This window comes from Paenibacillus qinlingensis (genome assembly GCF_031455095.1).
Lineage (GTDB): Bacteria > Bacillota > Bacilli > Paenibacillales > NBRC-103111 > Paenibacillus_E > Paenibacillus_E qinlingensis_A.
The window spans coordinates 371,653-398,157 of sequence record NZ_JAVDSB010000003.1 but is presented as its reverse complement, the minus strand read 5'-3'; the positions used below and the strand labels follow the sequence as shown (position 1 = coordinate 398,157).

At 43.3% G+C, this 26,505-nt stretch carries 27 protein-coding genes; 6 read left to right on the top strand and 21 right to left on the bottom strand.

Annotation, left to right across the window (positions count from 1 at the left end):
- Position 1: 1 nt before the first annotated feature.
- From J2736_RS12595 to J2736_RS12550, 10 genes are all read right to left on the bottom strand, one after another.
- A complete protein-coding gene (locus tag J2736_RS12595; RefSeq protein WP_310226999.1) occupies positions 2 to 1,264 on the bottom strand; it encodes an adenosylhomocysteinase in 1,263 nt (420 codons plus the stop codon).
- 11 nt (positions 1,265 to 1,275) lie between these two features.
- A complete protein-coding gene (gene bshC, locus J2736_RS12590; RefSeq protein ID WP_310226997.1) occupies positions 1,276 to 2,910 on the bottom strand; it encodes a bacillithiol biosynthesis cysteine-adding enzyme BshC in 1,635 nt (544 codons plus the stop codon).
- A 156-nt stretch (positions 2,911 to 3,066) separates the two neighbouring features.
- Complete coding sequence (locus J2736_RS12585) at positions 3,067 to 4,041, bottom strand: ABC transporter ATP-binding protein (protein WP_310226995.1); 975 nt, start codon at positions 4,039 to 4,041, stop codon at positions 3,067 to 3,069.
- Entirely contained in the window at positions 4,034 to 5,071 is a 1,038-nt protein-coding gene (locus J2736_RS12580) for an ABC transporter ATP-binding protein (protein WP_310226993.1), read from the bottom strand. Before J2736_RS12580 ends, J2736_RS12585 begins: the two co-directional genes overlap by 8 nt.
- Positions 5,072 to 5,084: 13 nt before the next feature.
- Entirely contained in the window at positions 5,085 to 6,017 is a 933-nt protein-coding gene (locus J2736_RS12575; protein WP_310226991.1) for an ABC transporter permease, read from the bottom strand.
- A gap of 3 nt (positions 6,018 to 6,020) precedes the next feature.
- Positions 6,021 to 6,953 carry an ABC transporter permease gene (locus J2736_RS12570; protein ID WP_310226990.1) on the bottom strand — a complete coding sequence of 311 codons (933 nt, stop codon included), beginning with the start codon at positions 6,951 to 6,953 and terminating at the stop codon, positions 6,021 to 6,023.
- A gap of 95 nt (positions 6,954 to 7,048) precedes the next feature.
- Positions 7,049 to 8,737 carry a peptide ABC transporter substrate-binding protein gene (locus tag J2736_RS12565; protein WP_310226988.1) on the bottom strand — a complete coding sequence of 563 codons (1,689 nt, stop codon included), beginning with the start codon at positions 8,735 to 8,737 and terminating at the stop codon, positions 7,049 to 7,051.
- Between the two features lie 399 nt (positions 8,738 to 9,136).
- Positions 9,137 to 9,538, bottom strand: coding sequence for a DUF3397 family protein (locus J2736_RS12560; protein ID WP_310226986.1), 402 nt, complete (start codon positions 9,536 to 9,538; stop codon positions 9,137 to 9,139).
- Positions 9,539 to 9,551: 13 nt separating this feature from the next.
- A complete protein-coding gene (locus J2736_RS12555; RefSeq protein ID WP_310226985.1) occupies positions 9,552 to 10,505 on the bottom strand; it encodes a ketopantoate reductase family protein in 954 nt (317 codons plus the stop codon).
- Between the two features lie 90 nt (positions 10,506 to 10,595).
- Positions 10,596 to 11,249 (bottom strand): RsfA family transcriptional regulator, encoded by a 654-nt coding sequence (locus J2736_RS12550; protein WP_310226983.1) that lies wholly within the window; start codon positions 11,247 to 11,249, stop codon positions 10,596 to 10,598.
- Positions 11,250 to 11,639: 390 nt separating this feature from the next.
- On the opposite strand from J2736_RS12550, the gene J2736_RS12545 reads away from it, so the two are divergent.
- Positions 11,640 to 11,870, top strand: coding sequence for a DUF2626 domain-containing protein (locus J2736_RS12545; RefSeq protein WP_028558057.1), 231 nt, complete (start codon positions 11,640 to 11,642; stop codon positions 11,868 to 11,870).
- A gap of 32 nt (positions 11,871 to 11,902) precedes the next feature.
- On the opposite strand, the gene J2736_RS12540 is transcribed toward J2736_RS12545, so the two are convergent.
- Positions 11,903 to 13,033 carry a class I SAM-dependent methyltransferase gene (locus J2736_RS12540; RefSeq protein WP_310226981.1) on the bottom strand — a complete coding sequence of 377 codons (1,131 nt, stop codon included), beginning with the start codon at positions 13,031 to 13,033 and terminating at the stop codon, positions 11,903 to 11,905.
- 91 nt (positions 13,034 to 13,124) lie between these two features.
- Between J2736_RS12540 and J2736_RS12535 the strand changes: the two genes are divergently transcribed.
- From J2736_RS12535 to J2736_RS12525, 3 genes are all read left to right on the top strand, one after another.
- The gene (locus tag J2736_RS12535; protein WP_310226979.1) at positions 13,125 to 14,093 is read left to right on the top strand and encodes a hypothetical protein; all 969 of its coding nucleotides are present in this window, start codon (positions 13,125 to 13,127) and stop codon (positions 14,091 to 14,093) included.
- A 100-nt stretch (positions 14,094 to 14,193) separates the two neighbouring features.
- Positions 14,194 to 15,291 (top strand): hypothetical protein, encoded by a 1,098-nt coding sequence (locus J2736_RS12530; RefSeq protein WP_310226978.1) that lies wholly within the window; start codon positions 14,194 to 14,196, stop codon positions 15,289 to 15,291.
- Positions 15,292 to 15,316: 25 nt separating this feature from the next.
- On the top strand, positions 15,317 to 15,820 hold the full coding sequence (locus tag J2736_RS12525) for a hypothetical protein (RefSeq protein ID WP_310226976.1): 504 nt from the start codon (positions 15,317 to 15,319) through the stop codon (positions 15,818 to 15,820).
- 43 nt (positions 15,821 to 15,863) lie between these two features.
- Here J2736_RS12525 and J2736_RS12520 read toward each other — a convergent pair whose 3' ends face one another.
- A complete protein-coding gene (locus J2736_RS12520; protein ID WP_310226975.1) occupies positions 15,864 to 17,195 on the bottom strand; it encodes a PhoH family protein in 1,332 nt (443 codons plus the stop codon).
- Between the two features lie 113 nt (positions 17,196 to 17,308).
- Here J2736_RS12520 and J2736_RS12515 point away from each other — a divergent pair, with 113 nt between their 5' ends.
- A complete protein-coding gene (locus tag J2736_RS12515; RefSeq protein WP_397340575.1) occupies positions 17,309 to 17,857 on the top strand; it encodes a YhcN/YlaJ family sporulation lipoprotein in 549 nt (182 codons plus the stop codon).
- A 40-nt stretch (positions 17,858 to 17,897) separates the two neighbouring features.
- Here the strand turns inward: J2736_RS12515 and J2736_RS12510 are convergent, their stop codons facing one another.
- The 6 genes from J2736_RS12510 to J2736_RS12485 all read right to left on the bottom strand — a co-directional run bounded on the left by J2736_RS12510 (position 17,898) and on the right by J2736_RS12485 (position 21,953).
- Complete coding sequence (locus J2736_RS12510; RefSeq protein WP_310226973.1) at positions 17,898 to 18,041, bottom strand: hypothetical protein; 144 nt, start codon at positions 18,039 to 18,041, stop codon at positions 17,898 to 17,900.
- 199 nt (positions 18,042 to 18,240) lie between these two features.
- Positions 18,241 to 18,522 (bottom strand): hypothetical protein, encoded by a 282-nt coding sequence (locus tag J2736_RS12505; RefSeq protein WP_310226971.1) that lies wholly within the window; start codon positions 18,520 to 18,522, stop codon positions 18,241 to 18,243.
- Complete coding sequence (locus tag J2736_RS12500) at positions 18,519 to 18,962, bottom strand: hypothetical protein (RefSeq protein ID WP_310226969.1); 444 nt, start codon at positions 18,960 to 18,962, stop codon at positions 18,519 to 18,521. The genes J2736_RS12505 and J2736_RS12500 overlap by 4 nt, the downstream gene beginning before the upstream one ends.
- A gap of 16 nt (positions 18,963 to 18,978) precedes the next feature.
- Complete coding sequence (locus J2736_RS12495; RefSeq protein WP_310499112.1) at positions 18,979 to 19,257, bottom strand: YlaH-like family protein; 279 nt, start codon at positions 19,255 to 19,257, stop codon at positions 18,979 to 18,981.
- Between the two features lie 147 nt (positions 19,258 to 19,404).
- Positions 19,405 to 21,246, bottom strand: a complete 1,842-nt coding sequence (typA, locus tag J2736_RS12490; RefSeq protein ID WP_310226967.1) for a translational GTPase TypA — start codon at positions 21,244 to 21,246, stop codon at positions 19,405 to 19,407.
- A 164-nt stretch (positions 21,247 to 21,410) separates the two neighbouring features.
- On the bottom strand, positions 21,411 to 21,953 hold the full coding sequence (locus J2736_RS12485; protein ID WP_310226965.1) for a hypothetical protein: 543 nt from the start codon (positions 21,951 to 21,953) through the stop codon (positions 21,411 to 21,413).
- A 166-nt stretch (positions 21,954 to 22,119) separates the two neighbouring features.
- On the opposite strand from J2736_RS12485, the gene J2736_RS12480 reads away from it, so the two are divergent.
- Positions 22,120 to 23,325 carry an MFS transporter gene (locus J2736_RS12480; RefSeq protein ID WP_310226963.1) on the top strand — a complete coding sequence of 402 codons (1,206 nt, stop codon included), beginning with the start codon at positions 22,120 to 22,122 and terminating at the stop codon, positions 23,323 to 23,325.
- 23 nt (positions 23,326 to 23,348) lie between these two features.
- Here the strand turns inward: J2736_RS12480 and J2736_RS12475 are convergent, their stop codons facing one another.
- The 3 genes from J2736_RS12475 to J2736_RS12465 all read right to left on the bottom strand — a co-directional run bounded on the left by J2736_RS12475 (position 23,349) and on the right by J2736_RS12465 (position 26,484).
- A complete protein-coding gene (locus J2736_RS12475; RefSeq protein ID WP_310226961.1) occupies positions 23,349 to 24,029 on the bottom strand; it encodes a TerC family protein in 681 nt (226 codons plus the stop codon).
- A 71-nt stretch (positions 24,030 to 24,100) separates the two neighbouring features.
- A complete protein-coding gene (gene thiI / locus J2736_RS12470) occupies positions 24,101 to 25,309 on the bottom strand; it encodes a tRNA uracil 4-sulfurtransferase ThiI (protein ID WP_310226960.1) in 1,209 nt (402 codons plus the stop codon).
- Entirely contained in the window at positions 25,306 to 26,484 is a 1,179-nt protein-coding gene (locus J2736_RS12465; protein ID WP_310226958.1) for a cysteine desulfurase family protein, read from the bottom strand. Before J2736_RS12465 ends, thiI begins: the two co-directional genes overlap by 4 nt.
- Between the last annotated feature and the right edge of the window lie 21 nt (positions 26,485 to 26,505).

Genomic DNA, 26,505 nt, shown 5'->3' with positions numbered 1-26,505 from the left:
TCTAGTGCTCATCCCAGCTATCTAGGTAAGCTTTTTGCTCATCAGATAGCGCATCAACGCTAGTACCTAGTGATTCCAACTTGAAGCGAGCGACTTGCTCATCTAGTACATAAGGAACATTAACAACTGTATTACCAAGCGATTGGTAGGTATCATTCACATGTTTCAAGGACATCGCTTGAAGCGCAAATGTCATGTCCATGATTTCTGCCGGGTGACCGTCACCAGCTGCAAGGTTAACTAAGCGTCCTTCAGCAAGCACGTAAATTTTACGACCATCTGTCAGTTGATATTCCTCAATGTTACGACGAACCGTACGTTTGGAAGATGACAATGCTTCTAATTCTGGTTTGTTCACTTCAACATCAAAGTGTCCTGCATTAGAAAGAATCGCGCCATCCTTCATCACTTTGTAGTGTTCACCACGAATAACATCACGGTTGCCTGTTACGGTTACGAAGAAGTCGCCTAGTTTAGCTGCTTCAATCATCGGCATGACTGCGAAACCATCCATGTAAGCCTCTACGCCTTTGATCGCATCGATTTCAGTAACGATAACGTTAGCGCCTAAGCCTTTTGCACGCATAGCCACACCTTTACCACACCAGCCGTAACCTACAACAACAACCGTTTTACCAGCAACAACCAAGTTCGTTGTACGGTTAATACCATCCCAAACGGATTGACCTGTGCCGTAACGGTTGTCGAACAAGTATTTGCAGTAAGCATCATTAACAGCAACCATCGGGAAACCAAGCTTCCCGTCTTTTTCCATTGCTTTCAAACGAAGAATACCTGTTGTCGTTTCTTCTGCTCCACCACGAACATTAACAGCCAAGTCTTTGCGTTCGGAGTGCAAGAGTGAAACCAGATCGCCACCATCATCGATGATTAGATCAGGCTTGGATTCCAATGATTTAATAAGAAGTTCTTTGTATTCTTCAGGACTTGGGTTGTATTTCGCAAATACAGTAATCCCATCTTCCACAAGCGCCGCGCAAACATCATCTTGTGTGGAAAGCGGGTTACTTCCCGTAATCGTAACTTCCGCACCACCAGCTTGAACGACTTTTGCTAAGTAAGCTGTTTTGGCTTCCAAGTGCAAGGAAATCGTAACTTTCAAGCCTTTAAAAGGCTGCTCTTTCTCAAATTGCTCACGAATCCGATTCAAAACCGGCATATGCGCTTGAACCCAATCAATTTTCAAATGACCATCTGGCGCTAACGCCATGTCTGTTACAATACTGTTTGTTGCCGTTGTCATGTTCGTTCCTCCTACAAATAATAGATACGGTGCAAGCCATCTACGGGTATCGGCGTTTGTATTAATGTATGTAGCCAAACATTCCCATAACGATTCAGATAAGCACACCCATTATACACTCTTTCTTGGGGCTTGGCTAACGGAAATATCGTGAGTCGAACACGGTCCAACTGACGTATCGCCGCATCGAATTGCGTGTGAGACGCTTCGCTAGCTTTATGATGCAAATATTCAATTTGCTCCACGATTTTAGCCAGATTCGTATCTCCCAGTTTCTTCACTCCAGGGTTAATGACACTAAGTGACTCTACTAGAGGACCGTACGCGTTCAAGAACGACGCTTTAACATCCTCAAATCGCTCATTTAGCTGAAGCGTATCTTGTGCATCCAACCAAGCTTGCTTCTTCTCGTCAAAACGTTCAATAACGTCTGTCAATGCGAGCTCATATTTGTCCATCTGTTTCTTAATCGTGCCTTCAATCAATGTAAATTCCATACGCGGCAAGACAATCGGCATCCGCATGTGAAAATGTTCAAACGCTTGCTTCGTTAGTGCCCAGTAAGCAATTTCACCTGGACCCAGAACGGTCGCTAAAACCGGGAATAAAAACTCTTGCATAAGCGGCCGCGTCATTACATTATTACTTAACTGTTCAGGCGTGGTTATCGCTTTATCCAGAAGCTCATCTTTCGAGTAGTTTACGATATGTTTCTTATCCGAAAATTGATCACCCTCGCGCTGAAGCAGCAGTCGCGCTCCCTCTGCAAAAACAAACAGATTCGCTGCTTGCTCATGAACCTCTGCTTGAATCCCGTAGCCAGCTTGACTAACCTCAGCTTTACTTTGCATCAAGGCGCCAGCTAAGGCCGCATTCTGTCTAATAATGGCTTCGAACATCGAAGATTCCAGCGCGCGGAGAGCAGGATCATCGGAATCAATCAATACAAGCCCATACTCGCCAAACAGCATGGCCATCCAACGAGCAAATGCCTCTGAAAGCGTTGCTTCACCTTCTGAAGCTGAACGCATTTTGTCTAACAAAGAAGCTTTGAATTCCGTATCCATCAAAGACTGATCTAACTTATTCAAAGCCTCTTCCCACGCGTCAGAGGTTAATGGCAGGCGGCTCACAGAAGTCCTTCCTCCTGTAGGATGATCTACCTTCAACTTTTCGATTTGCTGCGCGCTAGAAAGAACATGAACATGATTAACTTCGTCAAAATCGTGGTCCTCGCCAGCTATCCAGAAAATAGGCACAACGGGACGCTCTAACTTGGCACTCCATTCACGAGCGGATTGAATAAGCGTGATTGCCTTATACAGAATCATGAGCTGGCCACCAAACAACCCTGCTTGCTGACCACCCACTACGGCTAGCGCCTGTTTGTCGCCAAGAGCCGCTATATGGGCGAAAGCCGCCTCTGTATTCCCTACGCGTCTATTGTAGGCCTCGAGCACCTCTACAAGACGCTCACGATGAACATGCGGTGCATCCTGAGCTCCATCCAACCAAGTGACACGAGCTTGCCAATCTTCTTCATTTCCAAAATGATACGGAAACAACGCTTTTGCATTGCCTTTTCCCGTTATATAATCTTCCGCCAGTATTTGATTTTTCTTCCAATGAAAAGTTTCCATTTGCATATGCGACTAGTGTCTCCTCTTCAGAACAAATAAAACAACTATCTTTTGATTGTACACGGTAGCCCTGAAATCGTCAAAACTGTATTTATTATAATTACATTTATGTAAGGAGATTTGCATGATGAAAAGCCGCCCCAATCGGGGCGGCTAAGCGAATTAGTATAAGTGACAAGCAACAAAGTGGTTTGGTTCCACTTCTTTACTAGGCGGCATGGAATCTGCACACTTCGCCATCGCTTGCGGACAACGTGTACGGAACGGACAACCACTTGGCGGGTTGAGCGGACTCGGTACATCGCCTTGAAGAATAATACGCTCGCGCGTACGTTCAATTTCTGGATCCGGGATCGGAATCGCCGAAAGCAGTGATTGTGTATACGGATGTAAAGGCTTCGCATAAAGCGCGTCAGACGTTGTCACCTCTACAAGGCTTCCCAAATACATAACTCCAATTCGATCAGAGATATGCTTAACCATCGCCAAATCATGCGCGATAAATAGGTAAGTTAAGCCCATTTCTTTTTGCAATCTTTTGAAAAGGTTAACGACTTGTGCTTGTACGGAAACATCCAATGCGGAGATTGGCTCATCGGCAATAATGAACTTCGGTTCAATCGCAAGCGCACGGGCAATCCCAATACGTTGACGTTGACCACCGGAGAACTCATGCGGGAAACGACTAGCATGCTCATCGTTCAAGCCGACAGCACGAAGCAATTCCATCACGCGTTCTTTACGTTTCGCGCCTTTATATAAACCGTGAATATCAATACCTTCAGCAATGATATTCCCAACGGTCATACGCGGGTTCAAGGATGCGTAAGGATCTTGGAATACCATTTGCATATTCCGATTAAATTCCTTCAGCTTTTTCCCAGTCAGCTTATGAACATCTTCACCATCGAAAATGACTTCGCCGTCTGTTGCGTCATAAAGTTTAATAATCGTTCTTCCTGCTGTGGATTTTCCACAACCTGACTCCCCAACTAAACCAAATGTTTCACCGCGTTTAATTTCTATTGAAAAATTGTCTACGGCTTTCAAAATCTTGCCGTTTCCAAGATTAAAATGCTTCTTCATATTGCGAATTTGCAATATCGGTTGATCAGACTTAGCCGCTGACTTAGACATGACTGCTACCTCCCACTCCTACAGGACGTTCAACCTTCGGTGCGTCAGGGTGAAGCAACCAGCAAGCTGCTGAATGCGTATCAGACAACACAGAATGAGCTGGATCTTCTTCCAGACAGTGATTCATCGCATATGGACATCTTGCTGCGAATGCACACCCTTTAGGCGGAGCGAACAAATCTGGCGGTGTACCAGGAATCGGTACAAGCTCTTCATTCGTGTTCGTATCCAACCGCGGCACTGAACGAAGTAAACCCCACGTATACGGATGCTGTGGCTCGTAGAAAATTTCATCTACGGCGCCCTGTTCAATAATTTTGCCTGCATACATAACCACAACGCGGTCTGCCATATCGGCAACAACGCCTAGGTCATGCGTAATTAATATAATAGAAGAGTCCGTTTTCTCCGAGATCGTCTTCATTAGATCAATAATTTGTGCTTGGATCGTAACGTCTAGCGCTGTTGTAGGCTCATCAGCAATAAGAAGCTTAGGCGAACAAGCTAGAGCAATCGCGATCATAATACGTTGACGCATACCACCAGAAAGTTCATGTGGATATTGATGAATACGCCCTTCAGGCGAGTTGATACCAACGAGCTTGAGAATTTCAATCGCTTTTTCTCTAGCTGCGCTTTTGCTCAAACCTTCGTGCTTAATCAAACCTTCCGTGATTTGATCGCCGATTTTCATCGTCGGATTCAATGAAGTCATTGGATCCTGGAAAATCATACCCATTTCGGAGCCACGAATTTTCTCCATCTGTCTGTTGGATAGTTTGGTAATGTCCACTTTTCCGTCAAACATGATAGAACCGCTTTTTATATAACTAGGCGGAGTAGGAATTAAACGCATGAGCGTTTGTGCCGTTACGGATTTACCGCAGCCGGATTCACCTACAATCGCCAACACTTCACCTTTTTTCAAAGAAAAAGATACGCCGCGAACAGCTTGAACTTCACCCGCATAAGTCTGGAATGAAACTCGCAAATCTTTTACTTCTAGTAAATTGTCTTTGGTGCTCATCATTATTCACCCCTTCTTACTTGCGCATTTTTGGATCTAGCGCATCACGAAGCCCATCGCCGAGAAGATTGAAGCTCAACAAGATCAAGCTGAAGATAATCGTCGGGAAAATAAGGCGATGCGGATATAACCGAATATAGTTAGCACCATCTGACAGTAAGTTACCTAGCGATGCCAGAGGTGGCTTTACTCCTAGACCGATGAAACTCAAGAATGCTTCAGTAAAGATCGCAGATGGCACAACGAATGTGATCTGTACGATAATTATACCAAGTGCATTCGGGATCAAGCTACGCATAATAATTCTCATGGGAGAAGCTCCCAATGTACGTGAAGCAAGTACGAATTCTTGCTCTTTGAGCGTCAACATTTGTCCACGAACTAGCCGGGCCATCGGTACCCACCCCGTAATACTGTAGGCGATAATAATGGACGAAACCCCTGAGCCGATAACCATGATCAATAGAATGGCAATCAACAAGAACGGAATCGCATAAACAATCTCAATGGAGCGTTGCATAACTTCATCGACTTTTCCGCCGTAATACGCAGAGATACCGCCGTAAATAACACCAACGACTAAATCAATTAATGCAGCTGTAATACCAATGAATAGGGAGATACGAGTACCCCACCACACACGTGTCCAAACATCACGACCGAAGTCATCTGTTCCAAAGAAGTGCGAACCGCTCGGCACCGCATTTTTAAGCTTCAAATTTTGAGTCTGATAATCGTAGCTCGAAACAAATGGAACGATAATCGAAAGTACGATTAAAGTTACCAATATAATTAAGCCAGCCATAGCCAGTCTATTTTTCCTAAGTCGTCTCCATGCGTCCTGCCAATAATTAAGTGAAGGTCGTACAATAACTTCACCAGTTAGAGATTTATTTGAAACGGGAGCAAACTTGAAGTTAGTCTCTGTTGATTCATTTGGAGTTTGCATGAACTATTTCCCGCCTTTCCCAAGACGAATTCTAGGGTCTACTAAGCCATATACAACGTCAGTAATAAAGATAACGACAATCAAAATTGCTGAGTAAAAGATAGTTAATCCAGAAATCATCGTATAATCATTCGAGTATACAGATGATACAAAGTGTTTCCCTAAACCTGGCACACTAAAAATTTGTTCAACAACTAACGTACCTGTGATGACGTTTACAAATATTGGGCCAATTATCGTAATAACCGGTAATATCGCGTTACGAATTGTATGCTTAACTACAACTGTTATCGTTGATAAACCTTTTGATTTCGCAGTTTTAATATAGTCTTGATTCAAAACATCCAACATAGACGTTCTCATTAAACGAGCCAAAATCGCAATTGTACCGAATGACAACGCAATAGCTGGTAAAACCTTGTACTCTGGACCTTTCCAAAGACCTGCAGGAAGAATTCCCCACTTAACACCAACATAATAAGAAAGCATCGGTCCAAGCACGAAAGATGGAATGGAAACACCCAAAATCGCAATGAACATCGCTGTGTAATCGCCGGCTTTGTTATGTTTTAAGGCCGCAATAATCCCTAAAGTCAAACCAACAACAATTGCGATTGCAATTGAAATTAATCCAAGTTCTAAGGATGAAGGGAAAGCTTGTTTGATAATATCTGTTACTTTGTGAGCTGGGAATTGAAAGGAAGCTCCTAGATCACCATGAATGATATTGTTCATGAATGTTAGGTACTGTTGCCACAACGGCTTATCAAGACCATATTGCTTCAACAACATATCTCTCGTAGCTTTCGGGATCTTCTCAGCGCCTTCTCCTAAAGGATTACCTGGCAAATTTTTCATCAAGACGAACGTGAATGTTGCAATTAGCCATAATGTAATAAGCGCATATAGGAAACGGCGAAGAATGAACTTAATCATATTGCTCCTCCTTTATTAAAATATAAAACAAGAAACTTAGAAGGGGCCGCTCCCACGAGGTGCGAACGGCCCCTTCTGCTTAAACTACATGAAGATTACTTACCAACGGAAGCCCATTTCAATTCCCACTCTTGTCCAAACGAAGGAAGAATCAAACCGTTAATTGTTGGTTTTTTCAAGTAAGCACGTGTACGGAAGTACAATGGCGCTACACCTTGATCATCCATAAGGATTTTCTCAGCATCGACCAAAGCTTTAGCACGTTTTGTAACGTCTGTTTCTGTTTGAGCACCTTTTACAAGTTTATCGTACTCAGGGTTGCTGTAGTCGCCTTCGTCAAACTCGCCGCCAGTTACCCACATATCCAAGAACGTCATAGGATCGTTGTAATCTGCGCCCCATAGGGAAAGAACGATGTCGAAATCTTTTTTGGAGGAAAGCTCGATACGCAATGCGTGAGGAACTGGGTTCGCTTCAGCTACGTAGTTAAGGTTTTGTTTCCATTGTGCAAGGATAAACTCAAGTGATTTTTTCGCAGTTTCTGTATCATCCGCGTTCACTTTCATTTTTGGAAGTTCTTTCAGACCAAGCTCAGCCAAACCTTCAGCAAGCAAAGTTTTTGCTTTAGCAGCATCAAACTTCGGTTGTGTGTCGCCAGCTGTTTTACGGAATTCGCCGCCAGCACCGTCAGAAGTACCACCTGGTACTAGACCAGTGGAAGCTACGGAACCATTAGCAAGTACTGTATCTACATAAGCTTGACGATCGATTGCCATACCAAGCGCTTGACGGATCTTTTTGTTAGCAAGAGCTGGTTGTTTTTTCACTTGATACATCAGGTATGAGTTCGTCAACTCTGGTTTAGGCAGGTTGTCTGGTTTACCTTTGTACAAAGTTAATTGGTCACGGTTGATTTCAGTCAAATCAGCCGCGTCTGTTTCATATAGGTTAAGTCCTGTATTTGTGTCTTTAACGATATTGATCGTTGCTTTTGTTAATTTCACATTAGCAGCATCCCAATATTTTTCGTTTTTCACAAGCTCAAGTGTTTGGCCATGATCCCATTTGCTCAAAATGAACGGTCCAGCACCAATAACTTTGTCAGCTTCTGCGCCATATTTGTCGCCAGCTTTTGTTACGAAATCTTCACGTTGTGGTAAGAAAGTACCAAACGCAAGCATTTGCGTAAAGAAAGCAACTGGTTTTTCTAGTTTAATTTCGATTTGCTTGTCGTTGATTGCTTTAACACCTAGTGCGTCTTGTGCTTTTTTAACATCTTCAGGAGTTTTCGCTTTAGTTACAGCTTCTCCACCTTTTATCCAAGCCACTACGAAGCTATATTGCCCTTTTGTAGCAGGATCTAATGTACGTTTGAAAGAATAAACGAAATCTTGTGCTTTTACTGGTTGTCCGTCAGACCAGTTCGCGTTATCACGAATATCGATCGTGTACGTCAAACCATCAGGAGAAATCTTAGGCATATCTTTTGCAAGACCAGCTACTGCTTTACCGTCTTTATCTGTACGATACAGACCTTCGTTAAATGCGCTAATAAAAGTAAAAGCAGCATTTGCAGTTGCTTTGGAGCTGTCCATAATTGGAGGCTCAGCAGAGAAATTAATTTTAATTTCTTGAGGTTTGTTAGAAGCTGCTGGAGCAGTTGTACCTTTAGTACCATCTGTTGGAGATACCGCTGGTGTTTCTTCGCTTTTGCCACAACCTACTGCTACGCTACCCATAAGCGTTAATGCTACTGCTGTAGTAACCCATTTTGTCGCTTTCATATTAACTCCTCCTTTAAAATATGTATGTCTAGACATCTATGGTTAGGTGTTTTGTCAGCTTTATTCACATAAACCTTACACCTTTAACCCGGAGACCAATGAAACCGTTTCTTTAATGTCATGTTATATCACTTGAACCTCTGGTAAAAAAAATTACTAGAGTCTACGCAAGGAATTATAACATATACAATGAGTTTGTCCACAATTAATTTACCTGCGACTAAATAACTAGTAAAAAAATTTACTCTCACGGTTTTTAATTATACAACCATCGGTCAATAAAATCTAGACGATTTTGTTTGTTATTTTCTACAAATCTCAAAGAAATATTACAAAGAAACACTAATTTATTCCCCAAAATATCCAATGTTAGGTAAATTCAGTTCCATTCTATGTGAACTATGTCGAAAAAAGGTAGTTTTTGCCGATATGCACAACAAACAACAGAATGTAAAGGGCCGATAATCCCACAAAGCTAAGACGCCATACAAGCCTGCCTACTTTGATTAAATTAGTCTCCCCCTTCAAGTGATTTTGATAACCTCCAATAATACCAAAGGCAATTAACAAGATAAGAACAATTAACCAGAAACCAAATTGCGTATGAAAAAGCTTGTTCCACATTAAGGACACAGATCCTAGTAGAAACAAGGTTGTAATATCCATAGTAAACCTCGTGGTCATCTTTTTATCCTTGAGAATCAGAAAGATGATAAACCAAAATAGAGCGAATGTTAGATATGGCGCCACAGCCAGCACTGCATATAAGGTAGATAATAGACTAACGAATCCATTCAGCAAGAAGAGTCACCTCTTAATTTTCTATCGCTTTTATCATTCTATACACCATGTCATGCGTGGGGAGCACCAGATCCCATTCTTCAGCCACCTTTACTAATCTACCATTTAAATAATCAATTTCCGTCTGTCGCGCAGCTTCAATATCCTGCAACATGGAAGAATGATTCGTTTTCGTCTCTTCACACACCGTTAGAATTGTGTCCCAGAGCTTATCTGGCAGCGCAATCCTCTTGAGATTCGCCAATTTGAGTGCTTCTTCATATAGATCTTGCATAAGGGAACGACTCCATTCAGAACGAAGCAAATCACCATTAGGCACACGTAGAATGGCAGTTAACGGGTTGATGACAACATTGATGACTAATTTGCTCCAAATTCTGACTTCCATGTTGTTCGACAATTCTGCACGAAATCCTGCTGATTTCAACATCTGCACGAAAAAAATATGTTGGTTATTTGGAGTAAGCTGCTTATTTGATTCTATAACCCCAAAATAGGTGATTCCCCGCCCTGTATGACGGACCGAATGAAGCCCATTTCGTTTGGCCCCCTCTGTTGTAACGGCAAATAATAGCTTATCGTATGCGATAGCTTGGCTTAGTTTTTGTTCATGTCCAATCCCATTTTGAAAACAAACGAGAAAGGTCTGATCTGTCATTTGATGACGAAGATAGGTGACAAGTTCATCAGTAATCGCAGTTTGTTTCACCATCAGAAATATATAATCGACTTGCCGCTCATTCGGGATGATGTCCTCCCTTGTTTCCTCGAGATAGCTGCTATATACGATTGATTTCGTGGACTTCGCTGTTTGCGACGCTTCCCCTTCTAACTTAATCCCTTGCTCAGCCAATTCACTGGCTTGTTCCGTAGTCCTAGTTACCATCGTTAACTGCGAACATTGAGACGCAAGTTTAGCGGCAAAAAGAAGCCCTAGCGAGCCCGCTCCAACAACCATAATATGCATGCCATAACCACCCTTTGATTCATGTAACTTATATTATACAGCAAAAAAGCCACATACCAAGGTTCCCCTTGATCGGTGGCTTTGCTTCCCTTACTCTACTCTTTCCAAATTACCGTTGGCATCCATTTTGAATCGCGGCTTCTCTTCTTCCTCTTCTTCAACTAAAAAGGCCATTTTCCGAGCACGATCCATAATTTGAATAAGCGCTTTATAATCATCATTCACAACACGATAATCGGTTTCAACTTCATTTACTTGTTTATTTAACTTATTATTTTCTCTGCCAAGTCTATCGAGTTCGTCCTCTTTATCCTGCAGTTCTTTTTCTAACGTTTTAATATGACGATTCATATCCTGATAGGTGCTGCGCCATTGCCGCAAGAAACGAATTACCGCATCTATAGAGAGCGTTTCTTCTGTAAATACTTCATTTTTACCCGTGGATACCTCTGGACTATCAAGTAAACCAATTGAAGATGATCCGGAAATGGAAACAGGTGCGTGCTTTTTCATCTGTGTACGCTTCTGACGTTGCGCTTTTGCAATTTGAATGGCTGCTTCATACTTCTTTCTAACAAAGCTGTTCCAACGAAACCCACATGCAGCCGCAGTACGTCCAATGCGCTCCCCAACTTCTTCAAACGCAGATAATTGTGTACTTCCTTCTCGGATATGACGTAATGTCAACTCCGCTAAAATTAAGTCGTCTTCATCGCTCCATGCATCTTGTCTTATTGCCGACATAAGGCCAAACCTCCTAACATAATATAGGGATCTTTGGTCGGAGAGCAAAGTCTCTTCTTTTTGGGAGCTTCGATTCCCTGATCAAATTCTCTCCTACCCGCGGATACATCATAAAGAAGAATCAATTAGTCAGACAGGTATTAATTGATTCGTTGCCATTATTACTATTTCTATGCCCGTACTAGAGTTCATAGAATCTATTTGATACTAAATGGTATTGCCAAATTTTTTGACACTCATACATGGGATTCGTATAAAAAGGAATACTACGACTATATGATGAAATGTTTTGAATTTCGTCACCGTTTGACGGTTTACACCACTTGGATCAAACGGTATAATGTGTTGTAGTTAAAGTGCAACGTGGTACGAGAGGGGGATGTAACGAGAATGGATCGCATGTTTCGGGTTCTAGGTTTTTGGACACTTGTTATCGCACTAATGAGCTTAGCTGGCGATATGATACCTATGTCTCTGATTTTCTTTTTTCAAACTGCCGTATTCGTCATTCTAGGCTATATGCGCTTGTCAGAACGTACCTACATATTGTTGTTCTGGGGATATATGATTATCTCTTTCAGCGGATTTACGTATTGGTCATTTTTCAAAATGTCCATCTAAGACAAACGACAAACGAAAAGGTGAATCGGCATTTATGCCGATTCACCTTTTTTAATTGCGATAAACACTTTAAACAATTCGCTCATTCCGTCGCTAAGCAGCAATTGTCGAATCGAACGATTCCTTTTTGATACTTCGCTAAAAGGATTCGGATCAAAATGATTTTGCAGCTGCTCCAAAATGCCCTGCTCCACTAAGAACTGACGCTGCGTCTGCAGCAGGTAGGGTTCAAATCCACTGGAAACCGCGGCAGCTTGACATAAACTAAAATTGACATGAGCTGTGATATCCTGCTCACCTTGGTTGATGAAGGGGTTACCATGCGCTTCGTGGTTACGATAGCACATCAATGTCCCCTGATGCCGATGAGAGGCATATAACTCCTCCGCTACGTCACCATAATCAATAGCAATGACGCAGCCGCTTACGATTCGTCCTGCAAGTCGATCATACCAATCTACAGCTTCTAGATTCATTTCACTAATCTGCCCGTCCTGCCATTGAACTTCTAGTGTGTTCAGATAGTCTAATATGCGTCCTGACTCAAGAGGCAACCAGATTTCTTGGAAATTCGGTTCTTCCTCCTGCCAGTGAACGTAGGATTCTAGGAACGCTTGGTCCTTGTATTGAATTCGGTGAATCGGAAATGCATCCAGCAGTTCATTGGCTAAAACATAGACCATTTCTGCCGGCCCCTCACTTAACCATGCCGCTTCTTCCATAAAACGAATTCGTTCCACATGTTCGATCAGCATTTCTCTTTGCAACTGGCGATGGAAAGCGCTCGATTCAATTAAGGTATACGTGACTCGGTTATAGATATCAGGGTTAGACTGTCGTAATTCATTCAGGACATGGAGGGCCATACGTCCATTCCCCCCTCCCCATTCAACCACTTCAATACATGATGACTGACTAGCCTCACCATGAAGTTGTTTTAATAGGAAGGCAGCAACCATTTCACCCATGATAGTGCCAATGGACGAGCTCGTATAGAAATCCCCTTGCTTCCCTATTTTTATTTGTTCTTTGCGGTAATAACCGCCAGGATCCCGATATAAGCATATTTCCATATAGTCTCGAAAAGTAATTCGTTGATTCACCGTTGAATTAATTCGCTCTTTTAACGCTGTTATTACACCTGTGTGACCTAGTTGATTCACAATAACTAACCCCCCCAGTTCTTTACTTACAGACAAATGAATAGGAAACCCTTATAATGATAAAGGATTATGGAAGGAGAGACAGCCCAGCATGACTAAGAAATGGATGACCTTAACAGCAATAACAGCAATCAGCCTAGTCTCCTTGACTGCATGTACGGATAACACGCAAGTTAAAGAAGCGTTTCAACAATCCGTTAACAAACAATCAGAAATGAAATCTTATACGTTTGAGGGAAGTACAACTCTCGCTATTTCGGATGGTTTAATGAAATCAGCTAACCCGCTTACCAATGGTTTGCTATCTTTAATCAGAGAGAGCACGATTACGTGGAAGGGCATCAGCCAGCTAGATCCACTCCAATATCAAACAGACTTACGTATAACGCCTAAGGGCTCAACATCCCCTATCGATTTGCCAATTCTCATTAAAGATAGCAAATTGTATTTTAATATGCCAGCCTTAAATAAGACGGCAGACGAGTTTTACGCGATTGATTTGCAAAAAATGAACGGAACCACAGCCAGTCCACTTAAAGCGGACACTTTAAAAAATACGCCTCAAGTTACAACGGCACTTACAAAATTAATTTTTGAAGGTATGGATGCCAAATGGTTCAAACAAGCTAAAGATCCGATTAAACTAGCTGACGGTACTTCAGCAAAATCTATTCAAGTTGATCTGACAACGAAAAATGTCAAAGATGTCAACACACAACTTCAAGCCAAGCTGCCTGATTTCATTGGCACATTACAAACGAATGGCCTTATTTCAGGGGATAAAGCAGATGCACTCAAGAAAAATGGCGCAGCCTCCATTGCACTTAAGGTGCCAAGCAGCATGAAGATTGCGATTGATGACCAGGGGTTTATTCGCGATCAGGCCTTGGATATTACATTCACAGTGACGATAGATGGTAAAGCCCTCGATAATCATATTGAACTTCATCAAACCTTTGATGCGATCAATCAAAATGCACCTCTAACCAAAGAAATTCCTTCTAAAGTAAAGAGTTTTGATGATATTCTCAAGCTGTTAACACCTTCATCTAAAAAATAGGAACAAGGTCTAATACTTACCTTTCCCCAAAGGTAAGTATTTTTTTGTGCTTCATTTAATAGAAATATGATAATCTATTCATAGGGGGAGAATACCATCAATGAATGCTAAGAAACTCACAGCGCTGCTGTTATCCATTGTTTTGCTTACACTACTCACATTGCCTTACAGAGCCGCATTGGCTGAAGAAACCAAATCTCCACAAGACGAAGCCAAAGAGTTGCTCCAGAAAGGTCTAACTATTTTTGAGATTGATAAAGAAGTTGCTCGGCTTAACGATCAGGATGCCAAAATTGGTGATCAAATCAAACAGAACGAACAAGATATCGTGAAACAGAGCGGCAACGTTGAGTCGACTCGTAAGCATGCAGGTAAAGTATTAAGAGCTTACTATACAGGCGATCGCGATTCGATCTGGATGCTGCTCTTTGCGGCCAATTCTTTCACCGATGTCTTGCGCATGTTCGAATATTTACAAATGATAATCACGAATGACCATCGCTCACTCGCGAAGTTCACGGATTCATTTGAGCAGCTCACTAAGCTGCAAACGGAACTAGCCAATTCTCGGACAGAGCTGCAAGTTACCAAAGAGAAATTTCTACAGCAGCGTGAAAGACTCGTTAAGCTTCAAGAAGAGTTGGACAAACAATTAGCTGTCAGTGCGCAAGCTCAGGTCATAGCGAGCCAAATTAAGAGTTTAAATGATCAATGGAAGCAAGAAGGCTTGCCTCTGGCGAGGGACTACTTGGACCATTTATCTATGGCGTTCCATGATTTGCCGCAATTCCTAATGAAAGACACCAAATATATCAATTTCACTTCCAAAACACCTATCATCAGCCTGACGGATGCAGATTTCAATGCCTATCTTCATTCTAAAAGCGAGCTGCTGCAATCGCTGAATTTTGAATTCAACGATGGTTCTATGGTGGCAACAGGCAAAAAAGGCGGATTGCAGATTGCGATCTCCGGAAACTTCACCCTGCTTACCACCACAGATGGAATGAATGAAGTTCGATTCGTCGTCGATGATTTAGAATTCAATGAATTCAAGCTGCCAGACACCACCATCGAAGACTTTACGAAAGAATTCCAACTGGGCTTTATTCCGAAAAAAGTGGCCAGCTTCCTCGACGTCCTTAGTGTCGAGACCAAAAAAGGTGTGGCAGTTGTGAAACTTAAATTATCTCTGTAAACTAGTAGGGATAATGCATGGAAAAGTGAGGAATAACAAAATGGAATTCAAAATAGGTCTGATGATGGATCTGCCTGACGGAAAAATACCTGGCTTTTATGCTCAAATCGTAAAAGCACTCGCAGGTAAGGTCGAATTATTCGATCGCGATAAAGAATTGCTGATTGTTAGTAACGAAGAGCAACAACGCGCCGTTCTTGCGGTAATGGCACAATTCAACATTGAAACAACGCTGATGGACTTGCGTTTGCTTGATGATGAAGCAGAATTGACAGATCTATTTAGTGACTACGGTTTTACAAGCCGCGCTGACCGCAACTATTTGTATGATAAAATCGTGATCCCTTTCCGGTTCACTGCCAACAGTCCGTCTGCGGAAGTCGATCAAGCTGCACGCCAGGTTGAAGAGCACCTCATCGCGCAGTACAAGGACGGAGAACACGATGTCTACGTGGTTGATCGACAGCTCGAAGAGCTCATGCATGGCATTGCCAAAGCTTATCGCTGCAGCATAGAAATATTGCGCTAACACAGCAAAAAGCCCACATCGGCCGATGTGGGCTTTTCTTATTTCATAGCAGATCAGCAGCCAATTGGGCCAGGTGCGAGCGTTCGCCGCGCTCAAGCGTGATATGTCCACTAATCCCTTCCTGTTTAAAGCGTTCTACCACATACGTAAGCCCATTGCTCGAAGCGTCTAGGTAGGGATGATCAATTTGATCCGGATCCCCTAGGAGAACGATTTTACTGCCCTCTCCAACGCGTGATACGATGGTTTTCACTTCGTGCTTAGAAAGATTCTGGGCTTCATCAATGATAATAAATTGCCCAGGAATAGACCGGCCACGGATATAAGTTAACGCTTCTACTTGAATACTGCCTAGACCAGCTAGTATTTTTTCAATATCACCTGGTTTTTTGGTATCAAATAAATATTCCAAATTATCATAGATCGGCTGCATCCAAGGGCGCAGCTTTTCATCTTTTTCACCAGGCAGGTAACCAATATCCTTGCCCATCGGGACGACCGGACGAGCAATCAGCAACTTCTTGTACTTACGATCATCCTCAATTTTCATGAGCCCCGCAGCTAACGTAAGCAGCGTTTTACCTGTACCCGCTTTCCCAGTTAGGGTGACGAGCGGGATATCGTCATTGAGCAGAAGCTCAAGAGCCATTCGCTGCTGCGCATTCCGCGCGGCAATTCCCCAGATGGGATCATTACTCATGTAAAGCGGCTCAAGCTTTTTGGCATCTGGTGTAACTTTGAGCAATGCAGACTTGGAAGAACCGAGCTCATCACGCAGAATCACAAATTCGTGAGGATGCAGCATATAGCTTAGATTGAGTGAAGTAACGGTCAAGAAGCGATACGAATAAAATTCATCAATGATGGAAGGATGAACAAAGAGTGTGATATAGCCGGTGTACATGTCGGTTTGAGCTACAATCCGATCTGTTAAATAATCCTGTGCCGGAATACCAAGTACATCCGCCTTAATTCGGACCAATGTATCCTTACTAACGATAACAACAGGTCGAGCCTCGTCATTCTCTTGCTCTTCCAGATGGTAGTTCAATGCAACCGCTAGAATGCGATTATCGTTGGTTAATTCAGCAAACGTATCTTGCAGCTTCGCAAAGCTGCGATGATTGAGTTCCACTTTAATGCTGCCGCCATGTCCAAGTGTGATGCCATCGGATAAATTACCTTTGGCTCTTAGTCCGTCTAGCAACCTCGAAACATGTCTAGCATTGCGACCGATTTCATCCGCATTTCGTTTCTTAGAATCGATTTCTTCCAACACCACGGCGGGTATGACCACTTCATTATCTTCAAATGCGAATAAAGCATTAGGGTCCTGAAGCAGTACATTGGTATCTAACACGTAAATTTTTTTCATTGGTGTGTCCCCTCCCAGATTTGGCGTTAGATCATTGGTTATATTCGTACATACAACCTAACCGTACAGGACAAACTAAACGCGAGATTCAAGGAAAGAAGGGAACGATTCTGGTGAGACTAATATACGTATACGGACTGATATTGATCCTCGCGGTAGGCTGCAGTCAAGCGCCGAAAAGTGGTGCCCCCTCTCAAGATACGAATCAAAGACAAGTAAAAGTTCAACAAATTGCTCCGCAAAAGCTTGAAATCAAAGATTCTAAAGCAGTTGCAGCGCATTTGGAAAACCTAGCATTGGGTATCCCTCAAGTCGAAAGCGCGCATTGCGTGGTCTTTGGCAATACAGCAGTCGTAGGCATTAACCTTAAGAAGGAGCTTGATCGCGCCAAAGTCGGAACCGTGAAATACTCGGTTGCGGAGGCTCTGAAGAAGGATCCTTACGGCGTGAATGCGATCGTCACTGCGGATATGGATCTAGATCAACGCTTGCGCAACATCAGGGATAACATTCAAGCAGGAAGACCGATCACAGGCTTTGCAGAACAAATGGCTGATATTGTTGGTCGTGTAATGCCTCAACTGCCCCGTGATATTCGCAATGATCCGGATATCGATAATGCAGGCCCTAATGGGAATAGCCCGCAGGTTCCAACCCGTTAAATCACTGAAGATGACAAAAAGCCTGACTGCATACGCAGATCTAGGCTTTTTTTATCGCATCAAAAACTTGACCGAGGGGAAAAAGGGCAACTCGGCTCTCACAAGCTTTCGCATATTCAGCTTGAATGATCATGTGGGCGCTATCTATCCATTGCATCGGTGCAGCTGTTTGAAGTTCAGCCATATCGTTTGCGCCTCCTACTAGGTGGTTGAAAACGCTCCTTACACTTACAGTATAGCATAGCGAGTGCCAAGCGTTCCACCATTATGTATCTATTTTCAATTAAGCGGGCACTCCTTTATTGCCCAGATATACATTTAGTGTACGTTGATTTATTAAAGATATGTCCGTAAATCATTTTGTCGTTCACAGCGTTAAACGACTACTGATTATTGTAAATCGGATTCGAGTTAATATCATCCAACAGCTTTTCCACACTCTCGCGATCGAAACAATGTTTATGATATTCCCCTTCTTGTTCGTAGCCAATCCAAACTTTCATCGGATCCTCAATTGACAGTACTTCTAGCTTACTAATCCCATGATCTTCAACTAAAATAAGTGCGAAAAAATCCAACGTTTCTTTCGCCGCTTCATCTGAAGGACGAGCCTCCGACACAATATGCATTTGCAACCAATTGAAAAAAGCATCCCCTAGTTTCATCGAAAGCGTCCATCCTCTCTTAGTAGAACGATATCATATCCCGCATCCATCCATGTTAACCACTGCTTTATCCAACCTTCATGCATTTCATAGCAAACTTCCTTTTGTTCATCCATCGCCATGACCAAAGCCTTAGTCTCTCGCTTATTCAACAAACGGTCCAGAAAGGCTTCTGCGCAATGGGAAAGATGAAAAGGTTCGCCATCAAACACAATATCACCTTCATGCGTTAAATCTAATTCTACGAGCTCTGACCCACACATTTCTTCCTCATCGCTCAGCAGCAAACTGGATTTGAACATCGCAAGTAATCTGGGGTGTTGCCGGCCAGCAAGCTGACGAAATGCTTCAAATTCGGCATCTGGCTGACACATGATTCGCTCTGCGCCTAGGACAAGCGGCGAATAACTGAGAATAGGCGTAATCCAGTATAGGGTCATAAGCTATAGCTCCTAACTATGATGTAGGTCGTTTTCCCGTTCTTTTTTCGATAAAATAGCGAATTCTCACCATAAACATGAGTGAAATAGCCACAGCCAAACAAAGAACGATAGGCAGCCCTACAATTTGAAATACGAGCAACATGACAGATCCAATCGCTAGCAGCACATAAATAAGCGCAGTTTTGAGGACAGGCAATTTGCGCGTACGAAACACTTTATTATACACATAGGACATGAACACAAAGATTAATAGATACGTGATAAAGAGGTGATTAGCAAACCATTCATTCAAGGCAGTCAACGAATATACACTCCATTTCATTAATTAAGTTAAGTCACCTAAGATGAGTCATTCTTCATTATCCCTTAAAATCGCAATAAAATAAAGGGAAATGCGGCTGGAAAGCCGACATTTCCCTTTATTCGAATACTTTGTGAATTATGCGTTAGCTTCAGCCATTTTGCGGTTCTTCTCAGCACGCTCGCGCTCGCTCTTGTTCAAGATCTTTTTACGGATACGAACAGATTTCGGTGTGATTTCACAATACTCATCATCGTTCAGATACTCAAGTGCTTGCTCCAAAGAGTACGAACGAGGTGTTTTCATTTTCACTGTTTCTTCTTTGTTCGCGGAACGGATGTTGTTTACTGCTTTTTCTTTACAGATGTTAACGATGATATCATTATCACGTGTATGCTCACCAACAACCATGCCTTCGTAAACTTCTGTTTGTGGATGTACGAACAAGATACCGCGATCTTCGACAGAAAGAATTCCGTAAAGTGTGGATACACCAGATTCGCTGGATACAAGTACGCCTTCATGACGTCCGCCAACGCCAGCTCCTTGGTAAGGGCCGTAGCTGTCGAATGCATGGTTCATAATTCCGTAACCACGCGTTAGTGTCAAGAAGTTCGTTCTGTAACCGATCAAACCGCGTGCTGGGATTTTGAACTCTAAACGAACGTTACCGCTGCCGTTGTTAATCATGTTGACCATCTCAGCTTTACGTGAACCTAAGCTCTCCATAACGGAACCCATGCTATCTTCTGGAACGTCGATGATTAAATGCTCAATCGGCTCCATTTTCTGTCCGTCGATTTGACGAATGATAACTTCTGGTTTGGAAACTTGTAATTCAAAGCCTTCACGGCGCATGTTTTCGATCAAAATACCTAAGTGAAGCTCACCGCGGCCAGATACGATAAATGCATCCGGGCTGTCTGTATCTTCAACACGAAGGGAAACGTCTGTTTCAAGCTCTTTGTATAGACGCTCACGGATTTTACGGGAAGTAACCCATTTACCTTCACGACCCGCGAATGGCGAGTTGTTCACGATAAATGTCATTTGAAGCGTTGGCTCATCGATTTTCAAGACTGGCAAAGCTTCTGGGTTCGTAGGATCTGCTACTGTTTCACCAATGTTAATATCTTTGATACCTGCAATGGCAATGATGTCCCCCGCAGCTGCTTCTTCAATTTCAATACGTTTCAAACCGCTGAATCCGAAAAGTTTTTCGATTCTAGCTTGTTTTTGTCCGCCTTCACGTGTCATAACGGCAACCGTTTGACCTTGACGGATTTTACCACGGTTCACACGGCCTACGCCGATACGACCCAAGTATTCATTGTAATCCATCAATGTAACAAGGAATTGCAATGGTTGTTCAACATCTTCCGTTGGAGCTGGAATGTGCTGTACGACTGTTTCATAAATAGCTTCCATGTTATCATCTTGTTTCTCTGGATCAAGGCTTGAAGTCCCTTGCAATGCGGATGCATATACAACGTGGAAATCAAGTTGCTCGTCAGTTGCACCAAGCTCGATGAACAAATCAAGAACTTCGTCAACAACTTCTTGCGGACGCGCGTTCGGACGGTCAATCTTGTTAACAACGACAACTGGGGAAAGATTGCTTTCAAGTGCTTTACGCAAAACGAACTTTGTTTGTGGCATTGTACCTTCGAAAGCATCAACAACCAACAATACGCCGTCTACCATTTTCATGATACGTTCAACTTCTCCACCGAAGTCAGCATGTCCTGGTGTGTCTACAATGTTAATCAAATAGTCTTTATAGTTAATCGCCGTATTTTTGGCAAGGATGGTAATACCGCGTTCTCTCTCTAGATCATTAGAATCCATTGCTCTTTCTTGAATAGCCTCGTTATCGCGGAATGTTCCGGACTGTTGAAGCAATTTATCTACGAGTGTTGTTTTACCGTGGTCAACGTGCGCGATGATGGCAATATTGCGAATCTTGTCTCTTGCATGCATGAATGTCAAACCCTCTCTACCCTATAATTTTCGTCTCTGTTCATAAAACAAGCGTCGGACATAAGCGCCGACGCTTGACATTTACCCTTAGTATACGCAGTTTCTCGACATTATGCAAGATAAAAGGCACAGGATTCAAAACTTTTCACTGGAAAGAGGCGAGATCACCACAATCTCCGCTTTCGGAAAATCATGGAAAGTCCAGCAATGACAAGGATCAAAGCGATTACATAAATCCCTAATTTCACTAGGATGGTCAAAGCAAACAGGGCTACTGAAACGCCTCCTAATACCATTGCTGCGATCCAAATGCCGCGATCACTGCCTCTTTCAAATAAATGAAGTTCGTATAAACCGATCGCTGGCCCTAAGATAAAGCCTGGCCATAAATAACTCATTGAACTCCATCCAAATATATTGCAAAAGAAAAATAAAAGTGCATAAGTAGTCAAGATGCCGCCAGGGACAAGCACGCCTGCTGGTAATCTACGATTGAAATACAAGAAGTGAAACAACAAGCCAGGTACGAGAAGTACAAGCGGCCAAAAGAAGGAAACTAATACTTGGAAAAATCCCAACTTACCTAACAGCAATAAGACGGCCAATCCAATAAATAAAATACCAATGGAGTAGCTATTTCTAGCGATGGGAATCCCTCCTTTAAATGTAGGCTGGTGAAGGCTCAAACTTGTTATGATAACCCACAATCGACACCTTTCAACAATTATTTTATCTCACCTCTCCCGAAATTGCTAGGTGTTAATCGTAACTTCTCCGTGCGTTCAATTCCAATTGACTGGGTATACTAAGGCACGCACGGAGGCCTTTTGCATAGCGGTCAACGTGTGTCAGCTGTTCAATTGGGGAGGAATCATGGCGCACACTTTTACTGGCAACAAAACACAAAGGAAACCACTATGGACGAAAGCATTTTTGATTACTTCGCTTGCTAATTTACTTCTTTTCTTCAGCTTTCAAATGCTTATCCCAACGATCCCTACACATCTTTCAATGTTAGGTGGGGACAACGTGCAGGTAGGCCTCGTCATTGGCATTTTCACTATCTCCTCTCTTCTTACACGCCCCTTTGCTGGAAGAGCGCTAGACAGATTAGGTCGAAAACATGTCCTTCTGGTCGGCTTAACCATATGTGCACTTACCATTGCCGGATACTCCTATATCGCTGCAGTCACATTAATTCTAGCAGCACGTTTTGTTCATGGGATCGGTTGGGGGCTATCGACGACTTCTCTGGGAACTGTGATCGCCGATATTATCCCTCCAGAGCGGCGAGGTGAAGGCATGGGGTATTACGGGTTATCAAATACCCTAGCCATGGCGGTCGGCCCTCTCACGGGTCTATGGGTTATGCAATCCTTGGGATTTTCCTATGTTTTATTAGTCTCAACCCTACTTGCCTTGTTATCTATATTCAGTTCGCTTTTTATTACATATCCAAAGCCCCTTCCACCATTAAAAGCTCACATTCGTATTCGATTTGTAGATCGCCTTTGGGAACAGACCGCACTTCTCCCTTCTGCGTTGCTCCTCTGTACCGCTATTTGTTACGGCGGCATTGTTACCTTCATCACCTTATACGGCATAGAAGCCCATATCCCGAATGTGGGCTTGTTCTTTCTTTGCAACGCCAGTATGGTCCTGCTCGTCCGTCCCATCACGGGTGTACTATTTGATCGCAAAGGTCCTGCGTGGGTACTGCTGCCTGGCGCGGCATTTACGATTAGTGGACTCTTGCTGCTTTCGTATGCACAATCCAATGCTAGCCTGGCGATTGCAGCTCTCTGCTATGGCGTAGGGTTTGGTTCAATACAACCCGCCCTACAGGCTTGGACGATTCAGCGATCTTCCCCTGAGCGGCGTGGTGCCGCCAACGGTACGTTCTTCTCCGCCAACGATTTGGGCATTGGCTTGGGCGCTTTAGCACTTGGAGCACTTGCCAATTGGAGTGGCAGCTACGCCATTATGTATAGATATTCAACCGTCTTAATCGTGCTATTCCTAATCATCTATGGCTGGTCATTCTGGTCTTTGGTATGGTCAAAAAAAACAGCACACTGACCTATGGTCAGTGTGCTTAACATTCATTCATTCCTTGTCTTGAATTGAAACAGCCGTAAACCTTTGGCGATACCACCTGCCGCGACGACAACAATGGTTGCCATGATAGGGATCCAAACATGTAGAAACTCATAATCATGCAATAGCCAATCAATCATTTTCTCATCTTTAACAAACATTTCCCCAGCCGTGTAACCTAGAATCCCTGCCCCGATAAAAACCAGAATCGGATATTTCTGCAATAAATTCATGACGAGGGTACTTCCCCATATAATGATCGGAATACTCAAACCAATTCCTAAAATGATAACGGTATTATTGCCATTTCCTTTGGCTGCAATCGCTAGAACATTGTCCAGACTCATGACGAAATCCGCAACAATGATGGTCCATATCGCTTTACCAAGCGTTGAAGCTTCCTTAACGTTGGAATGCCCCTCTTCATCCGTAAGAAGCTTAATGGCTATCCACAAGAGCAAGATAGAACCACCGGCTTGAATAAACGGAACGGAGAGTAGACTTACTGCAACAAGCGTTAAAACTAACCGTAAGGCGATAGCTCCAAACGCCCCCCACCAAATCGCAAGCTTTCGCTGTTCAAGCGGCAGATTTTTGCTTGCTAGAGCAATAACAACTGCATTATCGCCACTCAAGACAATATTAATTAACATTATTTGCAGAAATAATAAAAGCGCATCAATCATGCTTCACGTCCTCCTGTCGAACATGGAGAGCAAGTGATTGGAATAGCGGTGATCACAGCTGCAGAGAAGAGTTAGAATAAATGGGCATTGGATTCCTTTTTCAATTGTCCATGAACGATTTCAATAGTTTCTGTTTCTAAAACTGCTTTATCTATAAGCTCATTTAGAAAACCCATGCTATTCTCTAGCTTCTCCACCAGACTGAGGTTAGGATTCGTGCTCGGTGACGGCGGCAGAAATAAGGAACAGCAATCTTCATAAGGTAGAATAGAAATCGGGAACGTTCCGATCGATTCCGCAAGGCCAATAATTTCTTGCTTGTCCATCATCATCAACGGTTGTAGAAGCGGTAGTGTCACCACACGCCCAATGGCATGTAGACTTGGCAGAGTCTGACTAGCAACTTGGCCTAAGCTCTCACCTGTAACCAGGGCTCCTAGCCCTTCTCGTTCAGCAATTCGCTCTGCAATTCGATACATCGCTCTCCTTATGAGAGTGACAAGCAGATTATCTTGATATGCACGGTGAATTGAGGTTTGAACCTCTGTGAAGGACACCATGTGAAGCTTAATAACATCTGTGTAGCCTGCTAACTGATGCGCAAGCTCAATGACTTTATCCTTGGCACGCTCACTGGTATAGGGGTAGCTGTGGAAATGAATCGCCTCCATCGTCAAACCCTTCCGCATCGCTAACCAACCCGCTACAGGGCTATCAATACCTCCAGAAAGCATGAGCAGCGCTTTACCACTAGTTCCAGATGGGAATCCCCCAGCCCCTTCTATTACTTCTACGTATAAAAGCACCTTTTCCTCTCGGATTTCTACTCTCAGCTCTACTTCAGGCTTTCGAACATCTACCTGTAACCCCGGAATAGCTTGAAGCACATAGCCGCCTACTAAATAATTCATTTGCTGAGAATCATGCGGGAATGCTTTATTCACTCTGCGCACAGTTACCTTAAAGGTCGCTGGTTGTTTAGGTAGGGACTGCATCATCCTCAGCGCTGTTTCTTGAATCACTTGCAAGTCTAGTGGCGCATGGTAAGCTGGACTGAAGGATGCAAGTCCGAAAACACGCTGTAAAGCAGCAGAAGCCTGTTCATAAGCGGCACCCCCTAGCTCCACATATACGCGTCCAAATTCAGGAATATACCTAACATCCGGAAAAGAACTCAAAACTTTACGAATTTGAATCATAACACTTCTTTCAAAACGGCTGCGATTTTTACCTTTCAGCATCATTTCGCCAAACCGTAGGATTAGACAATCCGGTTTCATCTTCGCTTCCCCCTTTGGATAACGGATGGGTTTCTCATGGGAGCAAGCTCCTGTACCACCTCTTGTAACGAGCGAAAAAACAGCTCAATATCTTGCATCCGATGTTCATCAGAAATACTTACTCGCAAACCGCTGGAAGCTAAATCTCGACTTATGCCCATGGCAAGCATGACCTCACTCGGTTCTGATTCCCCGGATGTGCACGCGGATCTAGTTGATATGAAGATCCCCTTCTGCTCTAATGCGTGTACGACCACCTCCGCCTTCATCCCCGCAAAAGCAAAATGTACAATATGAGGAGACAGCTCTTGTTCCGCATCAGAAACCGTTAATCCGAGTTCTGGAATTGCGGCAATACCCGCTCGCAATTGCTCACTAAGCTTGTATTTATGCGTCATTTTCGTTGCTTGATTATCCATACTCATGCGCAGCGCTTTCGCCATACCTACAATTAGAGGGACATTCTCCGTACCGGAGCGCACGCCGTATTCTTGCCCCCCGCCAGCAAGCAATGGTTTGAGCTGTACACCAGCCCTCCGATACAAGAAACCAACGCCCTTCGGCCCTCGGAATTTATGTGCTGATGCACTGCAGAGATCGATTCCCCAGGCCTTAGGAAGCAGAGGGAGTTTCGCAATACCTTGTACGGCATCCACATGAAACATGATCTTGGGATACCCAGCAAGAAGACGACCTATTTCTTGAATCGGTTGGATGGTGCCGACCTCGTTATTTACATACATGACGCTGACTAGAATGGTATCTTCACAAATCGCAGCCTGAAGCTCCTCTAACCGAACTCTTCCTGTCTTCGAGACGGGTAAATAGGTAACACGAAAACCCTCCCGCTCCAATTCGGCAAAAACTTCCTTCACTGAAGCATGCTCGATTTGTGTCGTAATCAGATGTTTGCCACGTTGTTGATAGTTGTAGGCTACACCTTTAATTGCTAAGTTATTACTTTCCGTCCCGCCAGACGTACAAATAATCTCACTCGCAGCTACATCAATTGCGGAGGCAATGACCTCCTTCGCACTCTGCAGAAGTTTTTCAGCTTCCACACCTAATCGATGGATCGAGGATGGATTGCCATAATGAGATTTCATCACTTCTGCGATCGTATCTATCACTTCATCATAAAGCGGCGACGTTGCCGCGTAATCCATATAAAGCATGTTCTGCAGATTCCCCTTCAT